The following is a 13,428-nucleotide window of genomic DNA, read 5'->3' as shown; positions in this document are numbered from 1 at the left end:
CCCCACAAGGGGAGATCAGCCGTCACCCCCGCCAGACCCCTTCCTTCCTCAGATCATCCATGGTGCGCGAAATCCCCTCGCGCAGGATCGCCACCATGTCGTCGACCTGCTCACGGCTGATGATCAGCGGCGGCGACATCACGCACATGTTGATCAGCGGTCTGACCAGCAGGCCGAGCTCGTGGCAATGCGCGTCGATGCGTTTGCCGACATCCTTGTCGAGCTGCAGCGGGTCCTTGCTCTCGCGATCGGCGACGCATTCGACGCAGGCCATCAGGCCGACGCCGCGCACTTCGCCGACCAGCGGCAGATCCTCCAGCGTCTTCAGCCGCGCCTGGAAATAGGGCGCGATCTCGCGCGCATGCTGAAGCACGCCCTCTTCCAGTAGGTCGAGGTTCTTCAGCGCCACGGCGCAGCCGATCGGATGGCTGGTGTAGGTCAGGCCATGGCCGAACAGCGCGTCGGGATGATTGGAGCGGCGCAGCTGCTCCAGCAGCCGCTCGGAGATGATGACGCCGCCGAGCGGGAAATAGCCTGATGTCACGCCCTTGGCGAAAGTGATCATGTCCGGGTCGATGCCGAAGACGTCGCCCGAGGCAAAGACATGGCCGAGCCGACCGAAACCTGTCACCACCTCGTCCGAAACATAAAGGATGTCGTTCGCGCGGCAGATCTCGCGGATACGCTTAAGATAGCCGTCCGGCGGCACGATGACGCCGCCCGAGGCCTGTACCGGCTCGCCGACAAAGGCGCCGATCCGATCGGCGCCGACGCGCGCGACGGTGTCGCGGAACTGGTCGACCAGAAAGTCGGTGAAGGCGGCGATGCTCATCTCCTTTGGCCGTCGGAACGGATCGGGCGACGAAAGCTTCATCACCAGCTCGTCGGCGCCGTCCATCCAATCGCGGTCGCGCGGGCGGCCGTTGAGGGAGGCCGACAGATAGGTCGAGCCGTGATAGGCGCCGCCGCGGCTGAGGATGAGCTTCTTTTCCGGTCGGCCGCGCACATTGTTGTAGAACTGCATGAAGCGCAACGCCGTCTCCACCGCCGACGAGCCGCCAGTGGTGAAGAAGATATGGTTGAGATCGCCCGGAGCGGCATCCGCGATGCGCCGGGCAAGCTCGGCCGAGGGCGCATTCATCGTGTACCAGGGCGTGTTGTAGGAGAGCGCCATCGCCTGGTCGTACATCACCCTTGCCAGCTCCTCCCGGCGATGGCCGACATTGATGCACCACATGCCGGCCGGACCGTCGATCAGCCGCTTGCCGGAGGCGTCGGTGATGTAAATGCCGTCGCCCTCGCCGATCAGCGCCCGCGCCTCGGTGCCTACCGAGCCGGCATATGGCCAGGGCTGGACGAGATGGCGTTTAGCGAGTTCGACCGCGTCGTCATCGCCGGGCTCGATGAGTTCGCTTGCCTTGGTCTTGCTTTGAGCCGCCATGTTAGCCTCGCGTCGTCCGGTTGCGGAATATTCTTGGACACAGAACGAAGCGAGAAACCGTGGAACTCCGGCTTTTTTTCACTTCATTTTGAATGTCCGTTCAATCAATATTGCAGAAATAGCGCTTGATTTCAATCGGCGGATGCGCTCATGATGAAAGAAAGCCGGCAAGCCAGCGAGCGATGCTCGGGGCATAAAAATCGGGAACAGGCGTCGGCGCCGATCAATGGGAAGGCCGCATGGCGGGACAGTCCGAGCCAGCAACTGAAATCACGCCCGGAGCGCTGCAATGACAGTGGCCGCGGAAGGGTCGCCCCCGCTGCGCGAAGCGGGAGCCAGACGAAGTCCCCTTCTGCAATCGGAAGCCGCTCAAGGCTTCGCGCTGATCAGCCCGACCTTCCTCTACGCGCTCTTCCTTCTCGTCCTGCCGATCCTGGTCGTGATCGCCCATTCCTTCTGGACGCAGGACTACCTCACCATCGACCACACCTTCACGCTGGAGAACTACCGGATCGCGCTGACTGAGCCGATCTACCGCGACCTGCTCTGGCGTTCGCTCTACATCTCGCTGACGGTCAGCCTGCTCACCGTGGCTCTCGCCTATCCGATCGCCTATTTCATTTCCTTCCACGGTGGTCGCCACAAGAGCCTGTGGCTCTTCCTCATTACCATCCCGTTCTGGACGAGCTACCTTTTGCGCGTCATGTCGTGGAAAGTGATCCTCGGCTATAACGGCGTGCTCAATTCCGGCCTGATGGGCCTCGGCATCATCGACGAGCCGTCGACGGCGCTGCTCTACAATTCCAGCGCCGTCATCATCACGCTGACCCACGCCTGGGCGACCTTCGCCGTCCTGCCGATCTTCGTGTCGCTGGAAAAGGTCGACCGTACGCTCGTCGAAGCGGCGACCGACCTCGGCGACGGGCCGCTGCGCTCCTTCCTGCGCGTGACCTTGCCGCTGTCGGCGCCCGGCGTCATCTCGGCCGCGCTTATCGTCATGATCCCGACCGTCGGCGACTACGTCACGCCGAAGCTGGTCGGCGGCAAGGACGGCGTCATGATCGCCAACGCCATCCAGGCACAGTTCGGCAAGGCGTCGAACTGGCCGCTGGGTGCTGCCCTCTCGGTCACCACCATGGTCATCGTCTCGCTGATGGCCGGCGCCACGGTGCTGGTCATCCGCGCCCTGCAGAGGCTGGCGCGATGACAGCGATCAGACGTTTCCTGCCGGGCTGGCTGTCGAGCTACGCCGCCCTCTACATCCTCTTCCTCTACCTGCCGGTGATCTTCCTGCCGATCTTCTCGATCAACACGGCGGCGACGCCGAAATTCCCGCTCTCCGGCGTCACACTGCACTGGTACGGGGACCTGCCGAAAACGCCGGCGCTGATCGATGCCACCTGGAACAGCCTGATCGTCGGCGTCTCCGCCTCGATCCTGTCGACGGTGCTCGGCATCCTCGCCGCCCGCTCGATCACCCGCTACCGCTATCCCGGCCGCCGCACCATCAACGGGCTGATCATGGCGCCGCTTGTGCTGCCCGAGGTGATCGTCGCCATCTCGATGCTGCTGGTGATGCTGCAGCTCGGCCTGAGCCTGTCGCTGTTCACCGTCGTGCTCGGCCATGTGCTGGTCTGCATCCCCTATTCGATGACCGTGCTGACCTCAGGCTTCGAAGGCTTCGACCGCAGTCTCGAGGAGGCCTCCGCCGATCTCGGCGAAAGCGCCTTCGGCACCTTCCGGCGCGTGACGCTGCCGATGGTCGCGCCGGCGATCATCTCCAGCCTGCTCGTCTGCTTCACCATCTCGCTCGACGAGTTCATCATCGCATTCTTCCTCACCGGCACCGAGGCGACATTGCCGATCTACATCTGGGGCCAGCTGCGTTTTGCGGCCAAGCTGCCCGGCGTGCTGGCGCTCGGCACCTTGCTGCTGGTGGCGTCCTTCGTGCTGATGACGATCGCCGAAATCCTGCGCCGCCGCGCGGCGAGACGCACCCAGAACGAGGGAGGCCTCTATGCTTGAGCGGGTCCAATCGGAGCGCACGATGCCGGATCGCACCATGATCGAGATCCGCGACGTCACGCGCAGCTATGGATCGTTCAAGGCGCTGGACAATGCATCGCTGGCGATCAGGGAAGGCGAGTTCTTCTCGCTGCTCGGCCCTTCCGGCTGCGGCAAGACCACGCTTTTGCGCATGATCGCCGGCTTCGACACGCCTACCAGCGGCATGATCGCCGTCGACGGCCAGCCGATGGACGGCATCCCCGCCAATCGGCGTCCGACCAACATGGTCTTCCAGAGCTACGCGATCTTCCCGCACCTCAATGTCGAGCAGAATGTCGCCTATGGGCTGAAGCGGCTGAGGCTCGAAGCCGGTGAGGAAAAACGCCGCGTCGAGGAGGCGCTGGCGCAGGTCTCGCTGACCGGGCTCGGCAAGCGCCGAGCCACCGAGCTTTCCGGCGGCCAGCGCCAGCGCGTGGCGCTCGCCCGCGCGCTAGTGATGCGGCCCAAGGTGCTGCTCCTCGACGAGCCGCTCTCGGCGCTCGACAAGAAGCTGCGCGAGCAGATGCAGGTTGAGCTGCGTCGCCTGCAGCAGGCGGTCGGCATCACCTTCGTGCTGGTCACCCACGATCAGTACGAGGCGCTTGCCATGTCGGACCGTATCGCCGTGATGTTCGGCGGCCGCATCGCGCAGGTCGCTTCGCCGAAGGAAATCTACCAGCGCCCGGTCAATCGGCAGGTCGCCGACTTCCTCGGCGGCATGAATTTCGTGAAAGCTCAGATCATTGAGGAGAACGGCGCTTCACTGGTGCTCGACACGCTGGGTTTCGGCCGCGTCAAGACCGACAAGCCGAAGGCTTTCGTCCGCAATGGCGGCGGCGCGGCGACGCTCGGCATCCGGCCGGAGCGCCTGCGCGTTTTGTGGGACGATGCGACGGCGAAGTTCGAGGTCGCCGGCAAGGTCGTCGAGCGCCATTATTTCGGCGAGATCACGCATCTGATTGTCGAGATACCGGGATTGGAAAAGCCGCTGTCGGTGACCGAGACCAATGATTTCGGCGCCGACGACATCCCGGTCGGCGCGCCGATCCGCCTCGCCTACGATCCCGAAGCGCTGGTGGCGATGGCCGACTGAATTTTCCTGGCGGCGACACGCCCTGCCACGATCGCGCCTTCGACATAGCCTGGAAAAGACGGCGAGAGTTCCGAAGCCGAGAAATAGACCGGCGGCGCGCCGGCAAGGATGGCGCGCTCGGCGTTTCTCGCCGTCACGTCGACGATCAGATCGCTGTAGGCGCCGCCGCTCCAGCGATCATGCGTCCAATCGCGTGAGCTGAAATCGACAATGTCGGCAGCTTCCGGGCCGAGTGCTTGCTCGAGCCTTGCCGTCAGTTCCGCGCGCAACGCCGCATCGCCGAGCCGGTGCCAGCGCAGCGCGAGAGGCCCGCCGATGAAGACGATAAGCGCGGCATGGTCGAGATCCTTGCTGGCGTCGCAGGCAAACAGCCCTGGCTGATCGCGCCACATCACCATGCCGCGCAGACCCCGCTCGCGCCAGAATGGCCTGGCATAGCGCACCAGGATCTTGATCACCGCGCCGCTTTCCCAGACGCCCAGAGCCTTTGCAAGCTCCGCCGGCAAGGCGGGCGCGAATTCGAGCTTTGCCGCCGTCGCCGGCGGCAGAGCGATCAGCGCCTTGCGTGCTTCGATCACACCGCGGGCCGAGACGATACGAACGCCTTGCTGCCCGTGCTCGATCCGTGTCGCCGGTTCGCCCAGCCGCAGCCGATCGCCGAGGTCACACGCCAGATCGTCGGCCAGCGACTGCATTGTATCGCGCAAGAAATACTGCAGCTCGAACACCTCGTTGGTGATGCGGCGATCGTTGTCGATCAGGTACCAGAACGGCACCTTGTCCAACGCCAGGCACCACAGGCCTTCGATCATCGAGCGGAAAGCGGCCTTGGCGTCGGCCGCGTCCTTCTGGCGCTCGAGCCATGTCGCAACGGTCAGCCCGGCGATCGAGGGATCGTCCGGCTCGATCCCGTTCATGCGCTCGCGGATCGCCATCGCGATCTGATAGGTCCGCTCGGCTTCCTTGGCGGGCATCGACGGATGGGTGATGAACTCGCCCTCGACATAGGTCTCGACCAATGTCCTGCCATGCGCCTTTGCCAGCGCCATCACTTCCGGCATGTCATCGCACAGAAACTGGCCGCCGCTGTCGATCAACTCGCCGAGCCCGTTCGGCATGGCCTCCACACGCCCGCCGACACGATCGCGCGCTTCCAGCACAAGGAAATCGACACCCGCGCGCTTCAATTCGAGCGCGGCCGACAGGCCGGTGAAGCCGGCGCCGACGATTGCAACGTCGGTTTTTTCTGATTTTCTGCTCAATAGCCGGCCTTGATCTTCTCGAACTCGGCGACCATGCGCTGCTTGAGCTCAGGCGCGACCGGCTGCTGGAACAGCGTCTTGTCGAGGAACTTGTCGAGATTGTCGAAACCGCGATCGGTGAGCAGCTTCTGGTCCATCGCCGCCATGCCGGCGCTGTTGCCGTGGCCGTAACCGAAGGTCTTCACCATGTATTCCGAAACGTCGGGCGCGTTGACGGCGTTCAGGAAATCATAGGCCTGGTCGAGCTTGCCCGGCGCATCCTTCATCAGCACGTAGCCACACACCCAGGTCGACAGGCCCTCCTTGGTGTTGCGGTTCATCTCGATCGGCAATCCTTGTCCTTTCAGCGTCACATAGGTCTCGTTCCAGCCCCAGACCAGATCGACCTCGTTGCCGATGAAGGCCTGGTTGAGGTCGGTATCGTCCGTCCAGTAGAACCGGATGTTCTTGTGCACGTCGCGCAGGAAGGCGGAAGCTTGGCTGAACTGCTCATCTGTCATCTTGGTCCAGTCCTTCAGTCCGATGACCAGGCTTGCCAGCGCATAGGCGTCATCGACATTGTCGCCGATGGTGACGCGGCCCCTGAACTTGGGATCGGCGAAGATTTTCAGCGACTGCGCCTCTTCCGCCGTCACCTTGTCGGTGCGGTAGAGAAGCGAAGTGTTGCCCCAATCGAAGGGCATGAACCAGGCCTTGCCGTCGGCGGTGGTCGCCAGATCCTTCATTGCCATGATGCCCGGATTGAGGTCCCTCCAGCCGGTGATTCTTGAGGTGTCGAGCGGCTGCAGCAGCCCGGTCTCGCGCCATTTCACCACGCTCTGCGAGCAGGGATGCGCGATGTCGGCCTTGAAGCCGGCCCGCATCTTCTCGAAGGCTTCGTCCTCGTCACCGAAGAAGGAGAAGGCCGGCTCGGCGCCATACTTGGCGGTATAGGCCGAATGCAGCAGCGGATCCTCATAGCCCGACCAGTCGAAGACCACGAGATCGCCGCCGCCTTCGGCGAGCGCATAGGCGGCGCCGGCGCCAACAGTGACGGCGGCGGCCAAGGCAAGGCTGCGAAGCATGGATATCATGGCGCGAGAAACTCCCCCGTCGCGAACGCGTTCGGCGAGGTTAGGAGAATTCCGGGCATTTGGCGAGCCTGCCTGCCCCGCTGTGCAAGCGGAGCAGGCAACGACCGGAGAGCACTCAATAGCCCGCTTTGATCTTCTCGAACTCGGCGATCATCTTGAGCTTGAGCTCGGAAGGCAGCGGCTGCTGGAACAGCGTCTTGTCGACCCACTTTTCCACGTTGTCGTAGCCCTTTTCCTTCAGCACCGCCTGGTCGACGCCGGCCATACCCTTGGCGTTGGCCTGGCCGTAGCCCCAGTCCTTGACCAGCACCTTGGCGACTTCCGGATCGTTGACGGCGTTGAGATAGTCATAGGCCTTATCGACGTTGTCGGGCGCGTCCTTGAACAGCACACAGCCGCACACCCAGGTCGACATACCCTCGTCGGTGTCCTTCTTGGACTTGATCGGCACACCGGCCGCTACCGATTGCACGGTGGCATCGTTCCAGGCCCAGGCGAGGTCGACCTCGCCGCCGCTCAACAGCTGCACGATGTCGGTCGTGTCGGTCCAGTAAGAGCGGACGTTCTTGTGCACCTGGCGCAGGAAGTCGGATGCCTGCTTGAACTGCTCGTCCGTCATCTTGGTCCAGTCCTTGAGCCCGATGGCGAGGCTGGCCAGCGCATAGGCGTCGTCGACATTGTCGCCGATCGAGACGCGGCCCTTGTACTTCGGATCGGCGAAGGCTTTCAGCGACTGCACGTCCTTCTCGGCGATCTTGTCGGAATTGTAGGTGAGCTGCGTGTCACCCCAGTCCCACGGCATGAACCAGGCCTTGCCGTCGGGAGTGGTGGCAAGATCCTTCATCGCCATGATGCCCGGGTTGAGGTCTTTCCAGCCGGCGATCTTCGAGGTGTCGAGCGGCTGCAGCAGCCCCGCCTCGCGCCATTTCACCACGCTCTGCGAGCAGGGATGGCCGAGATCGGCCTTGAAGCCGGAGCGGATTTTCTCGAACGCTTCGTCTTCGTCGCCGAAGAAGGCGAAGGTCGGCGAGTCGCCGTTCTTCTCGACATACTTGCCGTGGAAGCTCGTATCCTCATAGCCGGACCAGTCGAACACGATCAGGTCCTTGTCGGCGGCAACGGCGAACGCCGCCGCCGAAGCCGCAAGCGTCCCGGCGAGCGCCAATGTCAGTGTCAGGCGTCGGCTGAGTTTCTTCATGCTGTTCCATCCTCTTTTGGTCTTGCCGGTCTTGCTGGCCGGCTGCTGCTAACCTCGGCTGTTCGCTAACCGTAGTGTTTCGGGAAGGCGGCCGCCAAAAAGGCATTGGCCGCCTGCAGCGCGGTTTCGCGCGTCGTGTCCTCGGTGCCCATCATCAACCGCAGCCATAGGCCCTCCAGCATGGCCGAGAGCGCCAGGGCCATGACCTGCGGCTCGTAGGCGTAACCGCCGCTTTGCTTCAGCGTCGCGCAGAGATCTATGAAGACTTGTTGATAATAGGCATCGCGCGAGCTGCTCAGCGCCTGGTAGGTCGGCCGCGACTTGGCCTCGCCCCAGAAGGCGCACCAGGCGGCGAGCTTGCGCTTGTTGCAGATCGAGCGATCGAAATCCGCCCACACCAGCGCCTGCAGCTGTCTCGCTGGATCGTCGCCTGCCTTCTGCAAGGCGGTGCGCCAATGCGCCGAATACTCGTCATACATGTGCTGCAGCGTGGCGACGAGCAGCTTTTCCTTGCTCTCGAAATGGAAGTTGACGATGCCGCGCGAGAGACCCGCGCCGTCGGCGACGTCGGCCATCGTCGTTTCGGCGTAGCCGCGCTTGGCCAGTGAATCGATCGTCGCCTCGATCAGCTGCAGCCGCCTGACCTCTTTCGAAGCCTTGCGGCCGCGCTTCTCGCCGTCGGCTTTTCCCGGCTCGGCGATGGTGTCCCTTGCCTCTGTGCTCTTCATGGGTGTGGCGGTCTCCAGCATCGCCGGTTATCCGACCGGCTTCCAACCGCGCAGATGAGTGGGGCGGTGCTCACCACTGTCAAGCACCTTCTGCATCGCCTCCCAGGTCCGGATGTTCTTGTCGACATAGGCCGCGCCGACCGCGGCGGCGACGAGTTGATAAAGCGGCCTCTTGAGGCGGACCAGTTCCTCTCGCGCGACCTAGCGGTACCACGCGTTGCGGTCGCGAACGGCGACGTCGATGAAGCCGGCTCGGCGCATCGCTTCGGCGTAGCGCGCCGGCGAAGCCATGGCGAAGGACAGGCCTTCCGCCGCGACATAGGCCTTCATATCCGCGAACGGCTCGCCGTCATGCGAGATCATCCAGTTCGACGCGGCGAAGACGCCACCGGGTTTCAGCACGCGAAAAATCTCGGCGAAAAGCGCCTCCTTGTCCCGCACGTGCAGCAGCGCGTCCTTGGAGAAGACGACGTCGAAGGAGGTGTCGGCGAACGGCAGCGGCCCCGGCGGCGCCTGGACGAAACGGACGCGGTCCTGGAGACCTTCCAGGATCGCCTTTCGCCTCGCCATCTCGATCACCGGCCCTTCGACGTCGAAGCCTGTGGCTGGAGCAGCGCCATGCCGCGCGACCAGATGCAGCGTGATGCCGCCGGCCCCGCAGCCGATATCGAGGATCGTCTTGCCCTTCAGCGACAGGCCTTCGACCACGCGGTCGACCTCGTCGGGGCCGCCCGGCGACAGGTAGCCGTCGCCCCAGAGCGCTTCGAGGAAGCGAATGGCGGCATCGTTATATTCCGGCTCGGCGTCAGCCGTTTCGATCATCGGATCTTCAGCCCCAACTGCCGATCTGGGTCGGTCCAGAGATACGGGCAAAGCCTAGCGCATTAACCAGAAAACGCAACATCATTTGTTGAACATTCATTCAATATACTGGACAAAAAGCCGTTAGCCGTGCCAAATTCCGCGCATCGGGAACAACCAGCCGCGAGCAATCCCAGGAAAAGTGTGAAGCGGTTTTCCGTCCGGAATTACGTAAAAACAAGAAGATAGGGGCGGCCGAATGGAGGTTGAGCGCACATGAAGGCGTGGGACGCGATCGTCATCGGCGGCGGCCATAACGGGCTGGTCAACGCCTGTTACCTGCAGCGCGCCGGCCTCGACGTGCTGGTAGTCGAGAAGAACGACTGGATCGGCGGCGCCGCGACCAGCCGCGAGTTGACGCCGGGCTTCCTCTACTCCAACTGTTCCTATGTCTGCTCGCTGTTCCGACCCGAGATCATGCGCGACCTGGAGCTGCCGCGCTTCGGCCTGCAGGTCATCTCCTATGAGGGCGGCGCGGTGTTCACCCGCGACGGCGACTACCTCGCCAACTACCGCGATCACGACGCGCATCGGCGCGAGTTCGCCCGCTTTTCGAAGCGCGACGCCGAGGCCTATGACCGCTACTCGCGCGACGTCACGAGGCAGTGCCGCTTCATCCAGCCGCTTTTGATGCGCACAGCGCCCGATCCGACCAGCTTCAAGCCGCGCGATCTCGGCGAGTTGCTCTATCTCGGCAAGAAGTTCGCCGGGCTTTCGGCCGAGGAGATGGCGCTGACCCTGCGCTTCTGGACGATGTCGATCTCCGAGTTCCTCGACGAATATTTCGAGACCGACGTCATCAAGGCGAACTTCGCGCTCTCCGGCATCATCGGCACCGCGCTCGGGCCGATGTCGCCCGGAACCGCATACGTGCTGCTCCACCACTATATGGGCGAGGTCGACGGCTCGGTCGGCGCCTGGGGCTATGCGCGTGGCGGCATGGGCGCCGTCACCCGGGCGCTCGCCGCCTCCTTCAAAGCCTCGGGCGGCACCATCCGCACGGGCGCCGAGGTCGATCATGTGCTGATCAGGAATGGCAAAGCCAGGGGCGTCGTGCTTGCCGGCGGCGAGGAAGTTTACGGCAAGCTCGTCGTCTCCAACGCCGATGTCAAGCGCACCTTCCTGAAGCTGGTCGAGGGGAAGGAGCTGCCCGAAATCTTTCTCAGGCGCGTCAGAAATTTCAAGATCCGCGGCTCGTCCGGCAAGGTCAACATCGCGCTGGATTCGCTCCCCGAATTCCCGGCTCTGCCGAAGGACTCGCCGGTCTATCGCGCCGACATGCATTTCACCGATTCCATCGAGCGCATGGAGCGCGCCTATGACGACTGGAAGGCAGGGCGCTGGTCGGCCGATCCCTTCCTCGACATGATGATCCCGACCACGCTCGACCCGACCATGGCGCCGCCGGGCAAGCACTTCATGAGCTGCTTCGTGCAATACGCGCCGCCGAAGATAAACGGCCGCGACTGGACGGACGCCGACCGCGACGGCTTCGCGGAGAGCGTGATTGCGCAGATCGCCGAATATTCGCCGGGCTTCCACGACCGTATCGTCCATATGGAAGTGCGCACGCCGCGCGAGATCGAAGCCGAGGTCGGGCTCACCGAAGGCAACATTTTCCAGGGTGAGCTCACCTTCGACCAACTGCTCTTCAACCGTCCGGTGCCGGGCTACGCGCAATACCGCTCGCCGGTCGGCGGGCTCTATATGTGTGGCTCCTCCACCCATCCTGGCGGCGGCGTGATGGGCGCGCCCGGACGCAACGCCGCCGCCGAGATCCTGCGCGACCTCGCCAAGCCAACCCTGCATATGAGCCTCGCCCATGACCTCATCTGAAGCGAACTGGGACGTCATCGTCATTGGCGGCGGCCACAACGGCCTTGTCGCCGCCGCCACGCTGGCCAAGTCCGGCCGCAAGGTGCTGCTGCTCGAGGCCGGCAGCGAGGTCGGCGGCGCGGCGCGCACCGAGGAATTCGCGCCCGGCTTCCGCGTCTCGGCAATCGCGCATCTGCTCAACCGGCTGCATCCCGATGTGGTGAAGACGCTTGAGCTGGAGCGCCATGGTCTCAAGGTCGAGCGCTCGGACTTCGTTCCGTCGGTCGCGCTGTCGAAGAACGGCCCGCTGGTGCTGCACGGCGCCTATGGCGAGGTGCTGACGGGCGCCAGCCCTTCGGAGCAATCCACCTGGAAGGACCTGCGCGCGCAGCTGTTGCGCTACGCCGGCATCCTGAAACCGTTCCTGTCGCGCCGGCCGCCGGACCTTGCCGGCATGTCGCTCGCCGAAATGACCGGGCTCGGCCAGTTGGCGCTGGCTCTGAGGAAGCTCGGCAAGGAAGATATGCGCGACTTTCTGCGCGTGCTTTTGATGAACGTCTCTGACCTGCTCGACGAGCAGCTTGAGGATGACCGGCTGAAGGGCCTGCTCGCCTTCGACGCAACGCTGGGCAGCCATCTCGGGCCGCGCTCGCCGACCTCGCTGCTTGGCCTCTACTACCGGTTGGCCGGCGAGATCGGCGGCCTAGCCGGCGCGCAGATACAGCCCAAGGGCGGCATGGGCGCCGTCGTTGCCGCCATTCGCTCGGCGGCGGAGAAAGCGGGGGCTGCGATCCGCCCGGCCTCGCCGGTCGCCAGGGTGATCGTCGAGAAAGGCCGCGCCGTCGGTGTCGTCATGCAGAGCGGCGAGACGCTGCGCGCACAGACCGTCGTCTCGGCCATCAACCCCGCAACGACGATCCTCGATCTGGTCGGCCCGGGCGAGGTCGATACCGGCTTGGTCCGCAAGGTGAAGAACATCCGCATGAAGGGCGATGCGGCAAAGCTCCATCTCGCGCTCGACCGGCCGCCGCAATTCGAAGGCGTCGACGCCGCCGGCCACAAGGGCCGTCTCGTCATCGCGCCTTCGCCCGACCATGTCGAGCGGGCCTTTAACCCGTCGAAATATGGCGAGTTTTCGCCCGAGCCGGTGATGGAGATTACGCTGCCCAGCCTCGCCGATCCTGCGCTGGCCCCCTCCGGCGCCTGCGTGCTCTCGGCGGTGGTGCAATACGCCCCCTATGCGCTGAGGCAGGGCTGGACCGCCGGCAAGCCGCAATTCCTCAAGGCGATCATGGCGCAACTCGAAGCCTATGCGCCTGGCATCGGCGCGACCGTGCGCCATGCCGATTTGCTCACACCGGCCGACATCGAGACACGTTACCGCATGCCCGGCGGCCACTGGCACCATGGCGAGCTGCAGGCCGACCAGATGCTGATGTCACGGCCGGTCTCCGGCTGGTCGGGCTACGACACGCCACTCGAAGGACTGTTCCTTGCCGGCGCCGGCTCGCATCCGGGCGGCGGCGTCTCCGGCGCGCCCGGCCTCAACGCCGCGCGCCGCATCATTGCGATGAGGGGGTGAGATGATTTTGCAAATCGCCGAAGCTGCGCTCTACCGCGCCCCCCTCTGGCCTGCCGGCCATCTCCCCCACGCGGGGGGGGATCGGCAGTTCGCGCGCCCGGCTTACCTCTTGGAACGTTGGCGATTGGCGAAAGCCGACGCGACGTCCGATCTCCCCCCTCGTGGGCAGGGGAATCGCACATGAGTAGAAAAGGACTCTTGTGCGGTATGTGGAAATCGATTCTGAGAGACCTCTGGATGATCGGAGGTCGCGATGGTGTTTCTGGATGTATTCGGCGAGGTCCCGGACCCGCGGGACTTGACCGCGCAGCACCCGTTGCCGGAGATTT

Annotated in this window: 11 protein-coding genes; 5 read left to right on the top strand and 6 right to left on the bottom strand. The window is 64.1% G+C overall.

Translation table 11 applies throughout. The annotated features are described in order from the left end of the window. Positions 1-22 precede the first annotated feature (22 nt). Positions 23-1,441: an aminotransferase gene (locus P9236_RS05300; RefSeq protein ID WP_278073562.1), complete on the bottom strand. Its 1,419-nt coding sequence runs from the start codon at positions 1,439-1,441 to the stop codon at positions 23-25. Between the two features lie 289 nt (positions 1,442-1,730). Between P9236_RS05300 and P9236_RS05295 the strand changes: the two genes are divergently transcribed. Genes P9236_RS05295 through P9236_RS05285 form a run of 3 tightly spaced genes read left to right on the top strand, consistent with a single transcriptional unit; the run spans position 1,731 to position 4,580 of the window. Further along, entirely contained in the window at positions 1,731-2,648 is a 918-nt protein-coding gene (locus P9236_RS05295; protein WP_278073561.1) for an ABC transporter permease, read from the top strand. Beyond that, entirely contained in the window at positions 2,645-3,466 is an 822-nt protein-coding gene (locus P9236_RS05290; protein WP_278073560.1) for an ABC transporter permease, read from the top strand. Before P9236_RS05295 ends, P9236_RS05290 begins: the two co-directional genes overlap by 4 nt. A gap of 37 nt (positions 3,467-3,503) precedes the next feature. Then, complete coding sequence (locus P9236_RS05285; protein WP_278073937.1) at positions 3,504-4,580, top strand: ABC transporter ATP-binding protein; 1,077 nt, start codon at positions 3,504-3,506, stop codon at positions 4,578-4,580. Here P9236_RS05285 and P9236_RS05280 read toward each other — a convergent pair. From P9236_RS05280 to P9236_RS05260, 5 genes are all read right to left on the bottom strand, one after another. Beyond that, positions 4,544-5,842 carry a flavin monoamine oxidase family protein gene (locus P9236_RS05280; protein ID WP_278073559.1) on the bottom strand — a complete coding sequence of 433 codons (1,299 nt, stop codon included), beginning with the start codon at positions 5,840-5,842 and terminating at the stop codon, positions 4,544-4,546. The genes P9236_RS05285 and P9236_RS05280 overlap by 37 nt on opposite strands. Then, complete coding sequence (locus P9236_RS05275) at positions 5,839-6,915, bottom strand: extracellular solute-binding protein (protein ID WP_278073558.1); 1,077 nt, start codon at positions 6,913-6,915, stop codon at positions 5,839-5,841. Before P9236_RS05275 ends, P9236_RS05280 begins: the two co-directional genes overlap by 4 nt. Positions 6,916-7,030: 115 nt before the next feature. Then, positions 7,031-8,113: an ABC transporter substrate-binding protein gene (locus P9236_RS05270; protein WP_278073557.1), complete on the bottom strand. Its 1,083-nt coding sequence runs from the start codon at positions 8,111-8,113 to the stop codon at positions 7,031-7,033. Positions 8,114-8,178: 65 nt separating this feature from the next. Further along, complete coding sequence (gene betI, locus P9236_RS05265) at positions 8,179-8,841, bottom strand: transcriptional regulator BetI (protein ID WP_278073556.1); 663 nt, start codon at positions 8,839-8,841, stop codon at positions 8,179-8,181. A gap of 201 nt (positions 8,842-9,042) precedes the next feature. Further along, a complete protein-coding gene (locus P9236_RS05260) occupies positions 9,043-9,663 on the bottom strand; it encodes a class I SAM-dependent methyltransferase (protein WP_278073555.1) in 621 nt (206 codons plus the stop codon). A 255-nt stretch (positions 9,664-9,918) separates the two neighbouring features. On the opposite strand from P9236_RS05260, the gene P9236_RS05255 reads away from it, so the two are divergent. Then, positions 9,919-11,538, top strand: a complete 1,620-nt coding sequence (locus P9236_RS05255; RefSeq protein WP_278073554.1) for an NAD(P)/FAD-dependent oxidoreductase — start codon at positions 9,919-9,921, stop codon at positions 11,536-11,538. After that, complete coding sequence (locus P9236_RS05250) at positions 11,525-13,099, top strand: NAD(P)/FAD-dependent oxidoreductase (protein ID WP_278073553.1); 1,575 nt, start codon at positions 11,525-11,527, stop codon at positions 13,097-13,099. Before P9236_RS05255 ends, P9236_RS05250 begins: the two co-directional genes overlap by 14 nt. Positions 13,100-13,428: the final 329 nt, after the last annotated feature.

Source organism: Mesorhizobium sp. WSM4884 (assembly GCF_029625675.1).
Classification (GTDB): domain Bacteria; phylum Pseudomonadota; class Alphaproteobacteria; order Rhizobiales; family Rhizobiaceae; genus Mesorhizobium.
The sequence above is the reverse complement of the archived record's forward strand: the minus strand, read 5'-3'. Positions and strand labels throughout refer to the sequence as shown.